This is a genomic window from Pseudomonas sp. Ps21-P2 (assembly GCF_039672565.1).
In the GTDB taxonomy this organism is placed as follows: domain Bacteria; phylum Pseudomonadota; class Gammaproteobacteria; order Pseudomonadales; family Pseudomonadaceae; genus Aquipseudomonas.
This window is the reverse complement of sequence record NZ_JBDFPL010000010.1, coordinates 244,711-262,988: the sequence shown is the minus strand read 5'-3', so window position 1 is coordinate 262,988 and position 18,278 is coordinate 244,711. Positions and strand designations below refer to the sequence as shown.

Genomic DNA, 18,278 nt, shown 5'->3' with positions numbered 1-18,278 from the left:
CCGTCGAGAGAACCGAATCAATGCCTCACATTTTGATCGTGGAAGACGAAACCATCATCCGCTCCGCCCTGCGTCGACTGTTGGAACGTAATCAGTACCAGGTCAGCGAAGCCGGATCCGTGCAGGAAGCTCAGGAACGTTTCAGCATCCCTTCGTTTGACCTGATCGTCAGCGATTTACGTCTGCCCGGCGCACCCGGCACAGAGCTGATCAAGCTCGGCCAGGGCAAGCCGGTGCTGATCATGACCAGTTACGCCAGCCTGCGCTCGGCCGTGGATTCGATGAAAATGGGCGCGGTGGATTACATCGCCAAACCTTTCGACCACGACGAAATGCTTCAGGCCGTCTCACGCATTCTTCGTGATCGCCAGACGCTGCAAAGCATGCAGGCCGAACGCGCCGCCACCGCAAAAACGGCGACGGGCGACAAGTCCGGTCCGGACAACAGCAATGGTGAGATCGGCATCATCGGCTCCTGCCCGCCGATGCAGGACATGTACAGCAAGATCCGCAAAGTCGCGCCAACCGACTCCAACGTGCTGATTCAGGGAGAGTCCGGTACGGGCAAGGAACTGGTGGCCCGCGCGCTGCATAACCTTTCCCGTCGCGCCAAGGCCCCGATGATTTCGGTCAACTGTGCGGCGATCCCTGAATCCCTTATCGAATCCGAACTGTTCGGCCACGAAAAAGGCGCCTTCACCGGTGCCAGCGCCGGGCGTGCCGGTCTGGTCGAAGCGGCGGACGGCGGCACTCTCTTCCTCGATGAGATCGGCGAGCTGCCCTTGGAAGCTCAGGCGAGACTCCTGCGCGTCCTGCAGGAAGGCGAAATTCGCCGCGTGGGCTCGGTGCAGTCGCAGAAAGTCGACGTGCGCCTGATTGCAGCGACTCACCGAGACCTCAAGAGCCTGGCCAAAGTTGGCCAGTTCCGCGAGGACTTGTACTACCGCCTTCACGTGATCGCGCTGAAGCTGCCCGCATTGCGTGAACGCGGTGCGGACGTCAACGAGATCGCCAATGCGTTTCTGGCGCGGCAAAGCCTCAAGGCCGGCCGCAACGACCTGCGTTTTGCACCGGACGCCGAGCAGGCGATTCGGCACTATTCGTGGCCAGGCAACGTGCGGGAGCTGGAGAATGCGGTCGAGCGCGCGGTGATCCTGTGCGAAAGCCCGGACATTTCCGCGGAGCTGTTGGGCATCGATATCGAGCTGAGCGATCTCGACGTCAACGAGTTCATCGGCCTTGCCCCGCAAACGTCTGGCTCGTCGAGTTCCACCGCCGGCGAGCCAACCGAGGACTTGTCGCTGGAGGACTATTTCCAGCACTTCGTCCTGGAGCATCAGGACCACATGACCGAAACCGAGCTGGCGCGCAAGCTGGGCGTCAGCCGCAAATGCTTGTGGGAGCGTCGCCAGCGTCTGGGCATCCCGCGGCGCAAGACCGGAGTGGCCAGCGAAACGTGAGTCCGTCCCTGCGCGGGCTCTGGCACGCGGGTTACGGGGAATGTGAAAAAACTGTTACCTCAAAAACGGTGGCGTAACAAAACCGGGGCGTACGGTAACGAACCCCCGGTTTTTTTTCGCCTGCGCAAAATAGCGTCAATTTGCCACACCCTTGAATTCAAAGACCTGCAGCTCGTTTTGCAAAAGTTGGCACAGGTACTGCTATAGGTATTCGTACAAGAACAACAAAAATCAGTCACCTGAAACACCAACATAATAAAAACAAGACGAATCGACTCACGCATAACAAAAACAACACGGCGGAGGCGCAGCTAACTGATTCTTTTGGAGAGGCGTTGCATTTGGGACTTGTCCCGCAACCAGGCCGAGAACAACAAAAACTACCCTTAGGTAGAGCCTGAACTGGTTGGATCGATAGATCACTGCCGCACAGCGACCAAAGCAATCCGTTTGCTCTTGACTCCCGATTGGGAGGTTTCACAGGCGAAAGCCGTGAATTGGGCGGTCAACAAAAATAAAAAGCCCATCAGACAATAAAAATAAGAGCACGCACTTTGGGGGAGCTTCGGCTCCCCCAGTAGCATCTGCACTAAACACTTCCCCCCGCTCGACACCCCGCGCCACGCAGCGCATTTAGTACCCGCACGCACCCATCGCGCTGCCTCCTACACCATCCCCCGACTAAATGCTAGAATCCCCGCCCATCGTGCGGTCACTCTTCGAAATTGGCCGAATATTCCTTCAAACAGTGCCTCCCATGCTGAAGAAGCTGTTCCAGTCATTCCGTTCCCCACTGCGCAAGCCGCAGCAACATGTGCGCACAACGCCTGAAGTGCTCAGCAGCAGCCAGCATTCGTTGCAACGCAATCAATTCAGCCGCTATGCGGTGAACATCGTCGAGCGCCTGCAGACCGCCGGCTACCAGGCCTATCTGGTGGGCGGCTGCGTCCGCGACATGATGCTCGGCATCACTCCCAAGGATTTCGACGTCGCCACCAGTGCCACGCCCGAGCAGATCCGCGCCGAGTTTCGCAACGCCCGCATCATCGGCCGCCGCTTCAAATTGGTTCATATCCACTTCGGCCGTGAAATCATTGAAGTCGCGACGTTCCGCGCCAATCACCCGATCGACGACGAAGACGAAGACAGCAACCAGTCTTCACGCAACGAGAGCGGGCGCATTCTGCGTGACAACGTCTACGGCACCCTCGAAGACGACGCCCAGCGTCGCGACTTCACGATCAACGCCCTGTATTACGATCCGGTCACCGAGCGCGTCCTCGATTACGCCAATGGTGTGCACGACATCCGCAATCGCCTGATTCGTCTGATCGGTGATCCGCAGCAGCGTTATAAGGAAGACCCGGTGCGCATGCTGCGGGCCGTACGTTTCGCCGCCAAGCTGGATTTCGGTATCGAGAAGCACAGCGCCACGCCTATCCGCCCGCTGGCGCCCATGCTGCGCGACATCCCTTCGGCGCGTCTGTTTGAAGAAGTCCTGAAGCTGTTCCTCTCGGGTTACGCCGAAGCGACGTTCGAGATGCTCGTCGATCTCGAATTGTTCGAGCCCCTGTTTCCGGCCAGCTCCAAAGCGCTCGAATACAATCCGACCTATACCCACACGCTGATCAGCGAAGCGCTGGCCAACACCGATCTGCGCATCAAGCAGAACAAACCGGTCACTCCGGCGTTCCTGTTTGCCGCATTGCTGTGGCCTGCCCTGCCCGCTCGCGTGCTGCGTCTGCAAGAGCGCGGTATGCCGCCGATCCCGGCCATGCAGGAAGCGGCCCACGAACTGATCACCGAACAGTGCCAGCGGATCGCGATTCCGAAACGCTTCACCATGCCGATCCGCGAGATCTGGGACATGCAGGAACGTCTGCCCCGCCGTTCGGGCAAACGCGCCGACCTGCTGCTGGAAAACCCGCGCTTCCGTGCCGGCTACGATTTTCTGTTGCTGCGTGAACTGGCCGGCGAAGAAACCGACGGGCTGGGTGAATGGTGGACGGATTATCAAGACGCCAACGACTCCGAACGCCGCGACATGATTCGTGACCTGGGCAGCAAGCCAGACGCTACCGGCCAGGCTCCGCGCAAACGCCGTCGCAGCAGCAGCAGCGGCAAGCGCAAACGCGCCGGCGTCGACGGGGCGGAATAACACCCGATGATCGAGCGCGTTTACATCGGCCTGGGTAGCAACCTGGCCGACCCTGCCGAACAGTTGCGAGAAGCGATCAAGGCTATGGGCCTGTTACCGCAGAGCAGTCTGTCAGGCGTTTCCTCCTTTTATGTCAGCGACTCGCTGTTGCCGGGTCAGCCGCGTTACACCAATGCGGTCGCGGCGCTCGACACGTCGCTCCCCCCTCTCACGCTGCTTGATGCCTTGCAGGGCATCGAAAACGATCAGGGCCGCGAACGCCTCGAACGCTGGGGGCCGCGCACGCTGGACCTCGACATCTTGCTGTTCGGCGATCGCCTCATCGATGAGCCGCGCCTGAAGGTGCCGCACTATCAGATGCAGGTGCGCGCGTTTGTGCTGTACCCACTGGCCGAGCTGGCGCCGGGGATCACCTTCGCCGATGGCCGCGCGCTGAATGATTTGCTTGCCCAGTGCCCGTTCGAAGGCCTGGAGCGATTGCCGAGCTGACGCCTTTCTGCAGGTACGTTCAAACCGGTAACACCCGGAATTGACTTCCCGCCCCCTCCTCACGAAGATAAGCGTCCCAAAGCCGGGCGACCGGCCACAAGGCGCGGATCAGGCCGTTGCAAACATCGCGAAACGACGATGTGCCTGCCTCCCAAGATGAATCACGCGTTGCTCGCCGCAGTATTCACAGCGCCTGAATGAGGACTTTCCATGCCCGATATCACCGTTACGTCCCTGCTGGCTCTGAAGCAAAAAGGTGAAAAAATCACCATGCTGACCTGCTACGACGCGACTTTTGCCCACACCGCCAGCCAGGCCGGCGTGGAAGTGCTGCTGGTCGGCGACTCGCTGGGCATGGTCCTTCAGGGCCACGACAGCACGCTGCCCGTCACCACCGCTGAAATGGCGTACCACGTGGCCGGCGTCAAACGCGGCAACCAGGGCGCGCTGATTCTGGTGGATCTGCCGTTCATGTCCTACGCCACCCCCGAGCAGACCTTTGCCAACAGCGCCACGCTGATGCAAGCGGGTGCGCACATGGTCAAGATCGAAGGCGCGGCGTGGCTTGCCGACTCGATCCGGCTGCTGGCCGAGCGCGGCGTTCCGGTGTGTGCGCACATGGGCCTTACGCCTCAAGCGGTCAACGTGCTGGGCGGCTATAAAGTGCAGGGTCGTCTGGAGTCGCAGGCGCGGCAAATGCGGGCCGACGCGATTACCCTTGAGCAGGCCGGCGCCGCGATGATTCTGCTGGAATGCGTGCCGAGCGAGCTGGCTCAGGAAATCACCCACGCCGTGAAGATTCCGGTAATCGGTATTGGCGCCGGCAGCGCCACAGACGGTCAGGTGCTGGTGCTTCATGACATGCTGGGGCTGTCGATCACCGGCCGCGTGCCCAAGTTCGTGAAGAATTTCATGGCCGGTCAGCCGGACATTCAGTCAGCGATTGGCGCGTATGTCAGCGCGGTCAAGGACGTCAGCTTCCCCGCTCCAGAACACGGATTCTCGGCATGAACACAGTTAAAACCGTTCGCGAGTTGCGCGCCGTCGTTGCCCGCGCACGCAGCGAAGGCAAGCGCATCGCCCTGGTGCCCACCATGGGCAACCTGCACAGCGGCCATATCGCCCTGGTCACTAAAGCCGTTCAACGGGCTGATTTCGTGATCGCCAGCATCTTCGTCAACCCGCTTCAATTTGGTCCCACCGAAGACCTTGCGTCGTACCCGCGCACTCTCGCCGCCGATCAGGAGCAATTGCTCCAGGCCGGCTGCCACCTGCTGTTCACGCCGACGGTCGATGAAATGTACCCCCATGGCATGGCTGATCAGACCATCGTGCGGGTGCCGGTGGTGTCCGAAGGACTGTGTGGCGGCAGCCGTCCCGGTCACTTCGACGGCGTTTCGACGGTGGTCAGCAAGCTGTTCAACATGGTGCAGCCGGACATCGCGATTTTCGGTCAGAAGGATTTCCAGCAACTGGCCGTCGTCAATGCGCTGGTGCGTGACCTGAACATGCCCATTCAAATCATCGGCGAACCCACCGTGCGTGCCGCCGATGGCCTGGCCCTGTCGTCGCGCAATGGCTACCTGACTGAAGACCAGCGCGCTACAGCGCCTGCGTTGTACCGCGTGATCAAACAGATCGGCACGGCATTGCAGAATGGCGAACAGGATCATCAGCAGTTGATCGGCGATGGCGTCAAAGCCCTGGAAGCCGCGGGCTTCCGTCATGATTACCTGGAGATTCGCAACGCAGTCAGCCTGCGTCCTGCGACCCCGGATGATCATGATCTGGTGGTGCTGGGCGCGGCGTTCATGGGCAAGACGCGCCTGATCGACAACCTGCATCTGGTCAGGGAATAACCTGCCCGCCCGGCTGAAGAACGCATCCGGTCACGTGTAAAGCAAAAGTCACGTGATCGGATGACCATCTGCGCCTATGCTCACTGCGCGAAACCGAGTGTGAAGCGCAGGCCTCGGCCTTTGCAGGGCCCTGGCGATGAACTTAGCCACACCCGCAATGCCATACCGATACAGTTCGTGTCAGACCAGCAACTCTACTCCGTGAGAAAAAGTACCGAGCAAAGGTAAAGCAAGGCGCAGACATCGGCGTTGCCGGGGACTAGTCTCTGATGCGTCCACGAATTCATGTCCAATCCTGCTTTTCAGTGTCCAAAAGGCAGTTCAAGTACAAGGAAACCCGCAGCGATGGCGTACTACCGCACTCCTCATGACGTCACTACCCTGCCCGCCTGGCAGGCGCTCAAAGATCACCGCCAAGCGATGCAAAATTTCAGCATGCGCGAAGCATTCAACGCAGACCCCAAGCGTTTCGACGAATTCACGCTCAGCAGTGCCGGTCTGTTCCTCGACTATTCGAAGAACCTGATCACTGCCGAGACCCGTCAGTTGCTGGTCAATCTGGCCAATGAAGTCGGCCTGAAAGACGCCATCAAGGCGCAGTACGACGGCGAGCTGGTCAACGCTTCTGAAGGTCGCCCTGCGCTGCACACCGCCCTGCGTCGTCCGGTGGGCGACAAGCTGCTGGTCAACGGCGTCAACGTGATGCCGGAAGTGCACAAGGTGCTGAACCAGATCACGGATCTGGTCGGGCGCATCCACGACGGCCTGTGGCGCGGCTACACCGAAAAGCCGATCACCGACGTGGTCAATATAGGCATCGGCGGCTCGTTTCTGGGCCCTGAGCTGGTGTCCGAAGCGCTGTTGTCTTACGCGCAGAAAGGCGTTCGCTGCCATTATCTGGCGAACATCGACGGCACCGAGCTGCACGAGCTGACTCAGAAGCTGCGCGCCGAGACCACGCTGTTCATCGTTTCGTCCAAGACCTTCACCACCCTCGAAACCCTGAAGAACGCCACCGCTGCCCGCGCCTGGTACCTCGCCCAAGGTGGGTCCGAAGCCGAGCTGTATCGTCACTTCATCGCGGTGTCGAGCAACAACGCCGCGGCGGTTGCGTTCGGGATTCGTGAAGAAAACATCTTCCCGATGTGGGACTGGGTCGGCGGCCGTTACTCGCTGTGGTCGGCCATCGGCCTGCCTATTGCGCTGGCGATCGGCATGTCCAACTTCAAGGAGCTGTTGTCCGGCGCCTACACCATGGATCAGCACTTCCAGAACGCCGAGTTCGAAGAGAACATGCCGGTGCTGCTGGGCTTGCTGGGTATCTGGTATGGCAATTTCTGGGGCGCGCAAAGCCACGCGATCCTGCCGTACGACCATTACCTGCGCAACATCACCAAGCACCTGCAACAGCTGGACATGGAATCCAACGGCAAGAGCGTTCGCCAGGACGGCGTGCCGGTCAAAACTGACACGGGCCCGGTCATCTGGGGCGGCGTTGGCGCGAACGGCCAGCATGCATACCACCAGTTGCTGCACCAGGGCACCCAGATGATCCCGGCCGACTTCATTGTGCCGATCGTCAGCTTCAACCCGGTGTCGGACCACCACCAATGGCTGTACGCCAACTGCCTGTCCCAGAGCCAGGCTTTGATGCAGGGTAAAACCCGCCCCGAAGCCGAAGCAGAACTGCGCGCCAAGGGCGTACCGGAAGACGAAGTGCAGCGCGTCGCGCCGCATAAGGTCATTCCGGGCAACCGTCCAAGCAACACCATTGTCGTCGAGCGCATCAGCCCTCGCCGCCTTGGCGCGCTGGTCGCGATGTACGAGCATAAAGTGTTCGTGCAAAGCGTGGTCTGGGGCACGAATGCCTTCGACCAATGGGGCGTTGAACTGGGCAAGGAGCTGGGCAAAGGCGTTTACAGCCGCCTTGTCGGCACCGACGAAACTGTCGCTGAAGACGCTTCGACCCAGGGCCTGATCAACTACTTCCGCGGTCGTCACCGCGGCTGATCTGCCGTCCTGTAACACCCTCGAAACCCGCTCTCTCGCAAGAGGCAGCGGGTTTCGTGTTTCTGGGTTTCTCAGTCTTCTATGTCGGGAAGCACCGTCGGGTCGAGTTGAACGGTGTGCTGCGCCGGATTGCGCACGCCAAGGAACTGATCGTCACGCGGCCCTTCCTTGGGACCGACGCGGCGCAGGTGCATCAACGATCCGCACCAAGGACATTGCGCAGTCAGACGATTCACCCGCAGCCGTCCGGTCTGGCTGATTTCAAGATAGTGCCGGGAGCCGAAGAAATGCTCGAACTTGCGTCGACGGAGCAAGGCTGACAGTGCGACGGCCATCACCGCAACGATGAATGAAAACATGAACAACGTTGACCACGAGCTCTGCCGCCCAATGGCGGCTGGAACAGGGTGAAGTACAGCCCGATCAGGCTGGCGATTCCCGTGATATACCCAAAGACAGAGGCGTTGCGGCTGTCGAGGCTGCGCCCGCCAAACGCCGGATGGCGCTCAATGTGCAATTGCTCGGGTGTGAAGGTGGGGCGCTCGTTGTGACTGATGTTCACGTTGGCGCCACGAAAGTCGCCGACGCCGACGTTCAGGCTGTGGTCGCCGCTTTAATCGCCATGATTGTCGTCTGGCAAAGGGGGGCTCCTGGGAAATGGACGCTGAAATGGCCGGCGATTGTCCCTGCCTTCACACTTGACAAAAATCAGCCGCTTCCCGGGTTTGAGTGGGAACCTGAGACACTTCCTGTCATATGTTTTCCGTAGGAGCCATCCGCAGACCGGTCCAGGGATGGGGGGCGTTTGATCGCCATCGCTGCAGCATCCGGGCGACAAAGGGCTTAAATTATCATCGTCATTCATGCAACCATGCTCTCCCTTGATCCGGCTGCCCGCGCTGTTTTCTTCACCTTTTCAAGCCCGGGCCGGCGCCGCGTCGCACACCACTGAGGATTCGCACCATGCAAGATGTCGTAATCGTTGCCGCCACCCGCACTGCGGTGGGCAGTTTCCAGGGTTCGCTGGCGCATATTCCTGCAGTGGATCTCGGCGCTACCGTTATCCGTCAACTGCTGGCGCAGACCGGTCTGGACGGTGCGCAAGTCGATGAGGTGATCATGGGCCAGGTGCTGACGGCGGGTGCCGGGCAGAATCCTGCACGTCAGGCTGCGATCAAGGCGGGCTTGCCGTTCACAGTGCCCGCCATGACGCTGAACAAGGTCTGTGGCTCGGGCCTCAAGGCGCTGCATCTGGGGGCCCAGGCGATTCGTTGCGGTGACGCGGAGGTGATCATCGCTGGTGGCCAGGAAAACATGAGCCTGTCCAACTATGTGATGCCGGGCGCGCGGACCGGTCTGCGCATGGGCCACGCGACGATGGTCGACACGATGATCAGCGACGGTCTGTGGGACGCTTTCAACGATTACCACATGGGCATCACTGCCGAGAACCTGGCCGAGAAATACGATATCAGCCGTGAGGCGCAGGATGCGTTTGCTGCTGCGTCGCAACAGAAAGCTGCGGCGGCCATCGAGGCCGGGCGCTTCGTGGATGAAATCACCCCGGTCCTGATTCCTCAGCGCAAAGGCGATCCGCTCTCTTTCAGCATCGACGAGCAGCCACGTGCGGGCACCACTGCTGAATCACTGGGCAAGCTCAAGCCGGCGTTCAAAAAGGACGGCTCGGTCACGGCAGGCAATGCGTCATCGCTGAACGACGGTGCGGCGGCGGTCATTCTGATGAGCGCCCGCAAAGCGGAAGAACTGGGCTTGCCGGTGCTGGCGCGGATTGCGGCTTACGCGAACGCGGGTGTTGACCCGGCGATCATGGGCATCGGCCCGGTGAGCGCAACCCGCCGCTGCCTGGACAAGGCGGGTTGGTCGCTGGAGGAGCTCGATCTGATCGAAGCCAACGAAGCCTTCGCCGCCCAGTCATTGTCGGTTGGCAAGGAACTGGGCTGGGACATGGACAAGGTCAACGTCAACGGCGGCGCCATCGCCATCGGCCACCCGATCGGCGCATCGGGCTGCCGCGTGCTGGTGACCCTGCTGCACGAAATGATCAAGCGCGACGCGAACAAAGGCCTGGCGACGCTGTGCATTGGCGGCGGACAAGGCGTGGCGCTGGCGTTGGCCCGGCCATAACAGCCTGGCCGAGACGCAAGTGTAGGACCAGTCCCACTAAACGCCGCGGTCAGTCAGTGGGACCGGCTTCAGCCGGGAAGAGGCCGGCGTGAACACCCTCACTATCGCGGTGTGACGCCTGACGCATTCCCGGCTAAAGCCAGTCCCACTAAAAGCACGCGGTCAGTCAATGGGGCCTGCGTCACATGGAAATCACTGCCAGCCAAACCTGCGGACATAAAACCCCTTCACCGCCTGGGTCAGCACCACGTACCCGATCAGGATCAGCGGCAGGATGGCGAAGTACAGCGGGGGCAGTGCCTGCAGTTTGAAGTAGTGCGCCAACGGGCCCATCGGGAGGAAGATGCCCACGGCCATGATCACCCCGGTCATCACCATCAACGGCATCGCCGCGCGGCTTTGCAGGAACGGGATTTTCGGCGTGCGGATCATGTGCACGATCAGCGTCTGCGTCAGCAGGCCCACGACAAACCAGCCCGACTGAAACAGCGTCTGATGCTCTGGCGTGTTGGCGCCGAACACGTACCACATCACCGCAAACGTGGTGATGTCGAAGATCGAACTGATCGGCCCGAAAAACAGCATGAAGCGTCCTACATCCGCAGGCTGCCAACGCTGAGGTTTTTTCAGCAGTTCCTCATCGACGTTATCGAACGGAATGGCAATCTGGGAAATGTCGTACAGCAGGTTCTGCACCAGCAGGTGCATTGGCAGCATCGGCAGAAACGGGATGAACGCACTGGCGACCAGCACCGAGAACACGTTGCCGAAGTTGGAACTGGCCGTCATCTTGATGTACTTGAGCATGTTGGCGAAGGTCCGGCGCCCTTCCAGCACACCCTCCTCCAGCACCATCAGGCTCTTCTCCAGCAAAATAATGTCGGCGGCTTCCTTGGCGATGTCCACCGCTGTGTCCACGGAAATACCGATGTCGGCCGTGCGCAGCGCAGGCGCGTCGTTGATGCCGTCGCCCATGAAACCCACCACGTGCCCGTTGGCCTTGAGCAGCCGTACGATGCGCTCCTTGTGGGAAGGCGTCAGCTTGGCGAACACATTGGTCGTTTCGACCGCGACCGCCAGCTCAGCGTCGCTCATGCGCTCGATATCACCACCCAGCAGCAGGCCCTGACGCTCCAGACCGACTTCGCGGCAGATCTTCGCGGTGACGCGCTCGTTGTCGCCGGTCAGCACTTTCACCGCCACGCCATGCTCGGCCAGCGCTTTAAGCGCCGGCGCCGTGCTTTCCTTCGGTGGATCGAGAAACGCGACATAGCCGATCAGGGTCAGGTCGCTTTCGTCTGCCAGGCCGTAGGTGTCGCGGCCCGCCTCCATAGGACGCGCGGCCACAGCCACGACGCGCAGGCCTTCTTCGTTGAATGCAGCGGTGACGTTCAGAATGCGCTCGAGCAGCTCAGGCGTGAGCGCTTCTTCGGCATCGCCATGGCGCACGCGGTTGCACACGCTCAGCACCTCTTCCAGCGCGCCTTTGCAGATCAACAGATGCGGTTCGCGCTGCTGTTGCACCACCACCGACATGCGCCGGCGATTGAAGTCGAACGGGACCTCATCGACTTTGCTGAACGCAGTGCCGACTTGCAGCTCGCGGTGAATCTCGACGTGCTCCAGCACCGCGACGTCCAGCAGGTTTTTCAGCCCGGTCTGGTAGTAGCTGTTGAGGTAGGCCATTTCCAGAACGTCGTCGGACTCATCGCCCCAGACGTCAACATGCCGTGCCAGAAAAATCTTGTCCTGGGTCAGCGTGCCGGTCTTGTCGGTGCACAGCACGTCCATGGCGCCGAAGTTCTGGATGGCGTCGAGGCGCTTGACGATGACTTTCTTGCGCGACAGGAACACCGCGCCCTTGGCCAGCGTCGAGGTGACGATCATCGGCAGCATTTCCGGCGTCAGGCCGACCGCAATGGACAGCGCGAACAGCAGCGCTTCCATCCAGTCGCCCTTGGTGAAGCCGTTGATGAACAGCACCAGCGGCGCCATCACGAACATGAAGCGGATCAGCAGCCAGCTGACTTTGTTGACCCCGGCCTGAAACGAGGTCGGCGCACGATCGGTAGCGCTGACCCGCTGCGCCAGTGCGCCGAAATAAGTGTTGTTGCCGGTCGCCAGAATGACGCCCGTCGCCGCGCCGGACACCACGTTGGTGCCCATGAACAGGATGTTTTCCAGGTCCAGCGGGTTACCCGTGTCGACGTCCTGACGCCGCGCGAATTTCTCCACCGGCATGGATTCGCCGGTCATCGCGGCCTGGCTGACGAACAGGTCCTTGGCGCTCAGCACGCGACAGTCCGCAGGGATCATGTCGCCGGCAGACAGCACGATGAGGTCGCCCGGTACCAGTTGCTTGATCGGCAGCTCGATTCGTTTTTGCGTTGCGTTATCGGCAGCGTCGAACGTGCTGTCGGCGCGGCGCATGACGGTCGCGGTGTTGCTGACCATCGCTTTCAGCGCGTCGGCGGCCTGATTGGAGCGCGCCTCCTGCCAGAAACGCAGCAGTGTGGAGAGCACGACCATGGAGAAGATCACCGTGGCGGCTTTCATGTCTTCGGTCAGCCACGAGATGAACGCCAGCAGCGTCAGTAGCAGGTTGAACGGGTTTTTGTAGCAGTGCCACAGGTGCACCCACCATGGCAGGGGCTGTTCGTGCTCGACTTCGTTGAGGCCGTATTGCTCGCGCAGGCTTTGCGCTTCGGTTTCGGTGAGACCGTCGGCGTGGCTGCTCAGGCGCGCGAGCAATTCAGGCACATCGCTGCTGGCGCCCCGGGTCAGGGTTTGCGCGAGGGTGGGCGGCACTTCGCGGCTGACGGTTGCGTCGGTCACGCTGTCGAGCGTCGCCAGCCGACGAAAGTGCCGGCCGAGTTTGCGGGTGCGGACGAAGTCTGCGAGGAATTCTTTCAGGAGGGTGTACTTCATGGTTATGTCCCCTGGACTGAAGGCTGCTGGAGCTGAAAGCACAGGAACCTTGAGCGGGTACGGCCGACCTCAGGCGCCGCGCTCGTTCATGAGCAGGCGCCGCAGGTTGGCCCGCGCAGCAAAAGCCGCGCGCGTCCGATGCGCAGACGAACGACAGACGCGTCGGTCATCACGCAGGATTGGGCGTCAGGGAAAGGACAGGACAGCGGGCTCTGATCAGAGTCCGCCGGCACTGCCGCTTCTCACGTTGTCGGCGAGATAGCGGCAGTGAAAAAGACTGCGCGTTATCGTGCCGAGGATTGGCCGGTCGTCATCACCGGCTGACGTCTGTCACTCGAACAAGTACCCACTGTGGGTCTCCGCATTGGTTGAAAACGGGCGAAGCATACGCCCGGGTTTTATGAGAGTAAATCGCCAGTACGGAGGGTGTGGGGGTTTTGCAGAAGTCTTCAGGAACGGTTCAGGAACCGGGGATGACGCCCCTTGCAGGGGTGAGCTTGCTCGCACATGCGTCATATCTGAGACCCCAAGGTTGAACTGATTCACCTCAGTTTCTGTAGGAGTGAGCTTGCTCGCGATGGCGTTATGTCTGCGAAGAGGATGTCGTCTGACACGCCGCTATCGCGAGCAAGCTCACTCCTACAGTGGTTTGCAGCGAGGGCAGTGCGAAAGTCCGTAGAAGCTTGCTGGCGAACAGGCGGCAACACCGGCATTGGCCTTGCTGATAAACTCGCACGCCCTCATTCCTGCCCCAAGGCCGAGCATGTCTTCGTTGAATCAGGCGCTCAGCGTCGCCCTCGATAATCGTCAAACCCTGCTGGCGGAACTGCACGCCCAAGGCACCGACTGTTATCGCCTGTTCCACGGCAGCCAGGAAGGCGCGAGCGGGCTGACGGTCGACCGCTACGGCCCGCAACTGCTGGTGCAGAGTTTCCACAACAGCCTGGATCTTGATTCGCTGCTGGCGCTGCATACTGCCGTCAATGCACGTCTGGGTCTGGAGCTGTTGCTGGTCTACAACGACCGCTCCCAGGGCAACTCGCGCGTTGACCGGACTGACCCGATCTATAAAGCCGACGACGCTGCGCTGGCCGATCTGGTCGGCCATGAGTGGGGCCTGAATTACCGGGTGCGCGGTCGTCATGCCGGGCAGGATCCATTGCTGTTTCTCGACCTGCGCAACGCCCGTGGTTGGGTCAAGCAACATGCCGCCGGCAAGAGCGTGCTCAATCTGTTCGCCTACACCTGCGGCGTCGGCCTGAGCGCAGCGGCGGGTGGCGCGCGCGAGGTGTGCAACCTGGATTTCGCCGAGGGCAACCTGGCGGTCGGGCGCGAGAACGGCCTGCTCAATCCGCAGCTGCCGACGATGCAGTTCGTCCAGTCCGATTACTTCCCGGCCATTCGCCAACTGGCCGGGCTGCCCATCGCTTCCCGTCGCGGCCACAAGCTGCCGAGTTACGTACGCCTTGAGCAACGCCAATACGATCTGGTCCTGCTGGACCCGCCGGCCTGGGCCAAGAGCGCCTTCGGCACGGTGGATCTGCTGCGCGATTACCAAAGCCTGCTGAAGCCCGCGCTGCTGACCACCGCCGAAGACGGCGTGCTGATCTGCTGCAACAATCTGGCGAAAGTCAGCCTGGACGACTGGCGCGAGCAAGTGTTGCGATGCGCGAGCAAGATCGGCCGCCCCGTGCGCGACTGCCAGGTGCTGACCCCGGGCGCCGACTTTCCGTCACAGGATCAACAGCCCCCGCTCAAGACATTGATCTTGCAGCTGTGATGCTCAAACGAGCCTGAGGAAATTTCCCACACGGATTGAAGCGACTGGATTCGGAACCAGATTGGCGTGCCATACTCCAAGGACCTCCTATCGAGAGAGTCGGCGACCTACATGCCCAAAGGATTGAAACGCGCCATCGGCGCCCTGCTGGCCGTCTTCGCCATTTACAGCGTGCTGGGGTTTCTGATCCTGCCAGGCGTTGCATTGCGAATCATCAATCAACAGCTGGCCAATTACAGCACGGTGCCGGCCAGGCTCGACCGCCTCGAACTCAACCCCTACAGCCTTGAGGTCACCTTGTGGGGCCTGAACATCGGGGCACCGGGCAAGGAGCAAATCGGTTTCGCACGGCTTTACGCCAACCTGCAAATCGACAGCCTTTGGACCAAGGCTCTGCACCTCAAGGCCGTCGAACTCGACAAACCCAAGACCGAGCTGCTGTTCGCCAAGGACGGAACGCTCAACCTTGCCGGCCTGTTCAAGCTGCCCGCCAGCGAACCCGCAACACCAGACGAACCTCCAGGCAAGCCATTTCCGCTGCGTATCGGCGAGATCAAGCTGGCCGACGGTTACGTGCATTTCCAGGACATGCGCCCCAGCGAGCCCATCGAGTTTCTCTACGACGCGCTGAATTTCGAGCTGAAAAACCTCAGTACACTGCCGGAAGACAACGCCGACATGACCCTCGTCGCCGCCGGTCCTGAAGGCGGTCAGATCGACTGGGTCGGGCGCATCAGCCTGGTGCCGATCGCGTCGGAAGGCACGCTCAAAGTCACCGACGGCAAGATGAAAGTCTGGTGGCCCTACGTACGCGATGCCCTGCCGCTGGTGCTCAAAGACGGGGTACTCAATTTCAACACCCACTACACACTCAGCCTGGCCAAGGAGACCGAGCTGCTGCTGGACAACACGTCCTTGAGCGTCGCGCCCTTCGCCATCGATGCCCCGGACGGCAGACCGCTGGCTCGCCTGAAAAAACTGAGCGTGAGCGAGACGTCGATCGATCTGGCCAAGCAGTTGGTGACCGTCGGCAAGATTCGCAGCGAAGGCCTGGAAACCTGGGCGACGCGTGAGTCAGACGGTGAGCTGGACTGGCAGAAGCTGTTCGCCAGCCAGCCTTCTAAGGCGCAGGCGAAAAAGGTTGAGGCTGAAAAACAGCAGCCCGCCACCGCGAGCAGCGCTGAAACCACCGCCAGCGCAAAACCAGCGGCGCCGAGCAAGCCGTGGCAGGTGTTGCTGCGCGATACGCAGCTGCGCGACTACCGCATTCACCTCACCGACAAGGTGCCTAAAGAGCCTGTCGCGATTGATGTCGGTCCGCTGAACCTCGACCTGACCGGCTTCGACAGCCTCAACAAGTCGCCCTTCAAACTCAAGCTCGACACCGGCGTGGGCAAGCAAGGCAAGCTGACCGCCGACGGCGAGGTGAATCTGGCGCCGGTTCGCGCCAATCTCAACGTCACCACCCGCGACATCGACCTGCGTGTCGCGCAGTCCTACGTCACGCCGTTCATTCGTCTGGAAGTCCGGAGCGGCATGCTCAACAGCGATCTGGCGGTCGACCTGAAAAGCACCGAGCCCTTGGCGCTGGGCATTACCGGCAAGGCGCAGGTCGACCAGTTGCACACCCTCGACACCCTCAAGTCGCGGGATTTCGTGAAGTGGCAACGGCTGAATGTCGACGGCCTGAATTTCCAGCTCGGCGACAGCCTGACCATCGCCACGATCAACATTGATCAACCCTATGCCCGATTCATGATTGCCGACGATCGCTCGACCAATATCGACGACCTGCTGATTCCTCAGCCTGCTGATCAACCCCCTGCCACGCCGAGAGCCAAGGCTGCCGCCAGCAGCGAAAAGCCGATAGGCATTCGCATTGGCGAGGTCAACATCACCAACGGGTCGGCCAATTTTGCCGACTTCAGCCTCACGCCAAACTTTGCCACGGCCGTGCAGCAGCTCAACGGTAAGATCGGCACGCTGGATAACCGCCAGGACAAACCGGCGACGGTGAATATCAACGGCAAGGTGGATCGTTATGCGCCGGTGACCATCAAGGGCGCGCTGAACCCGTTCAACCCGATGGCTAGTCTGGATATCGCTACCAGCTTCAAACGCGTGGAACTGACCACGTTGACGCCCTACTCCGGCAAGTTCGCCGGGTATCGCATCCGCAAGGGGCGTTTGAATCTGGACCTGCATTACCTGATCACCAAAGGCCAGCTCAAAGCCGAGAACAAGGTGGTGGTCGAGCAGCTGCAATTGGGCGAGAAGGTCGACAGTCCGGACGCGGTGAATCTGCCGCTGAAACTGGCGATCGCCCTGCTCAAGGACACCGATGGCAAGATTTCCATCGAGCTGCCCGTAACGGGCGATCTCAACAATCCGCAGTTCAGCGTGATGCCGATTGTCTGGCAGACCCTGCGCAATCTGGTGGTGAAGGCAGCGGCGGCGCCGTTCAAATTCATCGGCGGATTGATCAGCGGCGGTGGCGGCTCTGAAGACCTGGGTACGGTGGCCTTCGCGCCAGGGGTTGATGAGTTGAGCCCTGAAGCCATGGCGTCGCTGGACAAGCTGGCGGCGGGATTGAAAGCGCGTCCGGCGTTGCGCCTGGAGATTGAAGGCACCAGCGCTGAAGCGAGCGATGGGCCACTGATTGCCCAACAGCGCCTGGAGCGCGAATACCAGAGCACGTACTACAAGATTCTCCAGCGCCGTGGCGACAAGGTGCCGGCGCAGGCGAGCGATTTGACCGTGCCTGCTGACGAGAAGGCGCCGATGCTCGAGGGGATTTATCGCACGCGCCTGAAACAGCAGCCGCCGGCCGAGTGGGTGAATCTGGGCAAGGAAGAGCGTCAGAACAAGCTGCGCGAGGCGGTGCTCAAATCCTGGAGTTCGAGCGCGCTTCTGTTGCGTCAGCTCGGTCAGGCGCGGGCCGGAAGCATCAAGGACTATCTGGTCGACAAGGGCCAACTGGCAGACGAGCGGGTGTATTTCATCGACACCACCCTCGGCAAACCGGAAAAGGACGGCCGCGTCATCAGCCCCCTGCACCTCGACAGCGAGTAATGATTTTGAGAAATGCGATAACGAGGGTGGCGTTGGTTCTCGGTGTGACAGCGCTGGCTGGCGTTGCCCAGGCGGATACGTTGCGCTGCGGCAGCCAGTTGATCAGCGTGGGCGACCGGATGTTTGAAGTGCAGCAGAAATGCGGCCAACCGGTCAGCCAGGAGATCATCGGCTACAAGGAGACCGTCAATCACTACCGCCAGGTGGATCAGGTGCAGGTTCAGGAATGGATCTACGGCCCGAGCAACGGGATGTACCAGTACCTGAGATTCGAAGGCGGGCAGTTGGTGAGGATTGATAGCAAACGCGGGAGGTGATGGCGCCTCCTTGTGGGACCGGCTTTAGCCGGGAAGAGGCCCGGGTGAACACCATGCATT

13 protein-coding genes are annotated in these 18,278 nt (G+C 60.9%); 10 read left to right on the top strand and 3 right to left on the bottom strand.

Translation table 11 applies throughout. The features are described from left to right. Nucleotides 1-20: 20 nt before the first annotated feature. From ABEH28_RS24010 to pgi, 6 genes are all read left to right on the top strand, one after another. Nucleotides 21-1,460 (top strand): sigma-54 dependent transcriptional regulator, encoded by a 1,440-nt coding sequence (locus ABEH28_RS24010; RefSeq protein WP_133776134.1) that lies wholly within the window; start codon nt 21-23, stop codon nt 1,458-1,460. Nucleotides 1,461-2,217: 757 nt separating this feature from the next. Beyond that, a complete protein-coding gene (locus ABEH28_RS24005; protein WP_346631262.1) occupies nt 2,218-3,618 on the top strand; it encodes a polynucleotide adenylyltransferase PcnB in 1,401 nt (466 codons plus the stop codon). Between the two features lie 6 nt (nt 3,619-3,624). After that, nucleotides 3,625-4,107, top strand: a complete 483-nt coding sequence (gene folK, locus ABEH28_RS24000) for a 2-amino-4-hydroxy-6-hydroxymethyldihydropteridine diphosphokinase (RefSeq protein ID WP_192174610.1) — start codon at nt 3,625-3,627, stop codon at nt 4,105-4,107. Between the two features lie 210 nt (nt 4,108-4,317). Next, nucleotides 4,318-5,118 carry a 3-methyl-2-oxobutanoate hydroxymethyltransferase gene (gene panB, locus ABEH28_RS23995; RefSeq protein ID WP_192174609.1) on the top strand — a complete coding sequence of 267 codons (801 nt, stop codon included), beginning with the start codon at nt 4,318-4,320 and terminating at the stop codon, nt 5,116-5,118. Beyond that, complete coding sequence (gene panC / locus ABEH28_RS23990; protein ID WP_346631261.1) at nt 5,115-5,966, top strand: pantoate--beta-alanine ligase; 852 nt, start codon at nt 5,115-5,117, stop codon at nt 5,964-5,966. The genes panB and panC overlap by 4 nt, the downstream gene beginning before the upstream one ends. A 345-nt stretch (nt 5,967-6,311) precedes the next feature. Then, the gene (pgi, locus tag ABEH28_RS23985; RefSeq protein ID WP_192174607.1) at nt 6,312-7,976 is read left to right on the top strand and encodes a glucose-6-phosphate isomerase; all 1,665 of its coding nucleotides are present in this window, start codon (nt 6,312-6,314) and stop codon (nt 7,974-7,976) included. A gap of 71 nt (nt 7,977-8,047) precedes the next feature. On the opposite strand, the gene ABEH28_RS23980 is transcribed toward pgi, so the two are convergent. Continuing rightward, nucleotides 8,048-8,335, bottom strand: a complete 288-nt coding sequence (locus ABEH28_RS23980) for a hypothetical protein (protein ID WP_346631260.1) — start codon at nt 8,333-8,335, stop codon at nt 8,048-8,050. Then, entirely contained in the window at nt 8,311-8,538 is a 228-nt protein-coding gene (locus ABEH28_RS23975) for a hypothetical protein (RefSeq protein ID WP_346631259.1), read from the bottom strand. The genes ABEH28_RS23980 and ABEH28_RS23975 overlap by 25 nt, the downstream gene beginning before the upstream one ends. Nucleotides 8,539-8,939: 401 nt before the next feature. On the opposite strand from ABEH28_RS23975, the gene ABEH28_RS23970 reads away from it, so the two are divergent. Further along, a complete protein-coding gene (locus tag ABEH28_RS23970; protein ID WP_346631258.1) occupies nt 8,940-10,121 on the top strand; it encodes an acetyl-CoA C-acetyltransferase in 1,182 nt (393 codons plus the stop codon). Nucleotides 10,122-10,313: 192 nt separating this feature from the next. Here the strand turns inward: ABEH28_RS23970 and mgtA are convergent, their stop codons facing one another. Continuing rightward, complete coding sequence (gene mgtA, locus ABEH28_RS23965; RefSeq protein ID WP_346631257.1) at nt 10,314-13,049, bottom strand: magnesium-translocating P-type ATPase; 2,736 nt, start codon at nt 13,047-13,049, stop codon at nt 10,314-10,316. 763 nt (nt 13,050-13,812) lie between these two features. Here mgtA and ABEH28_RS23960 point away from each other — a divergent pair. The 3 genes from ABEH28_RS23960 to ABEH28_RS23950 all read left to right on the top strand — a co-directional run bounded on the left by ABEH28_RS23960 (nt 13,813) and on the right by ABEH28_RS23950 (nt 18,218). After that, complete coding sequence (locus tag ABEH28_RS23960; protein ID WP_346631256.1) at nt 13,813-14,829, top strand: class I SAM-dependent methyltransferase; 1,017 nt, start codon at nt 13,813-13,815, stop codon at nt 14,827-14,829. A gap of 111 nt (nt 14,830-14,940) precedes the next feature. Next, nucleotides 14,941-17,901, top strand: a complete 2,961-nt coding sequence (locus ABEH28_RS23955) for a DUF748 domain-containing protein (protein WP_346631255.1) — start codon at nt 14,941-14,943, stop codon at nt 17,899-17,901. Continuing rightward, a complete protein-coding gene (locus ABEH28_RS23950) occupies nt 17,901-18,218 on the top strand; it encodes a DUF2845 domain-containing protein (RefSeq protein WP_346631254.1) in 318 nt (105 codons plus the stop codon). The genes ABEH28_RS23955 and ABEH28_RS23950 overlap by 1 nt, the downstream gene beginning before the upstream one ends. The last annotated feature ends 60 nt before the right edge of the window (nt 18,219-18,278 follow it).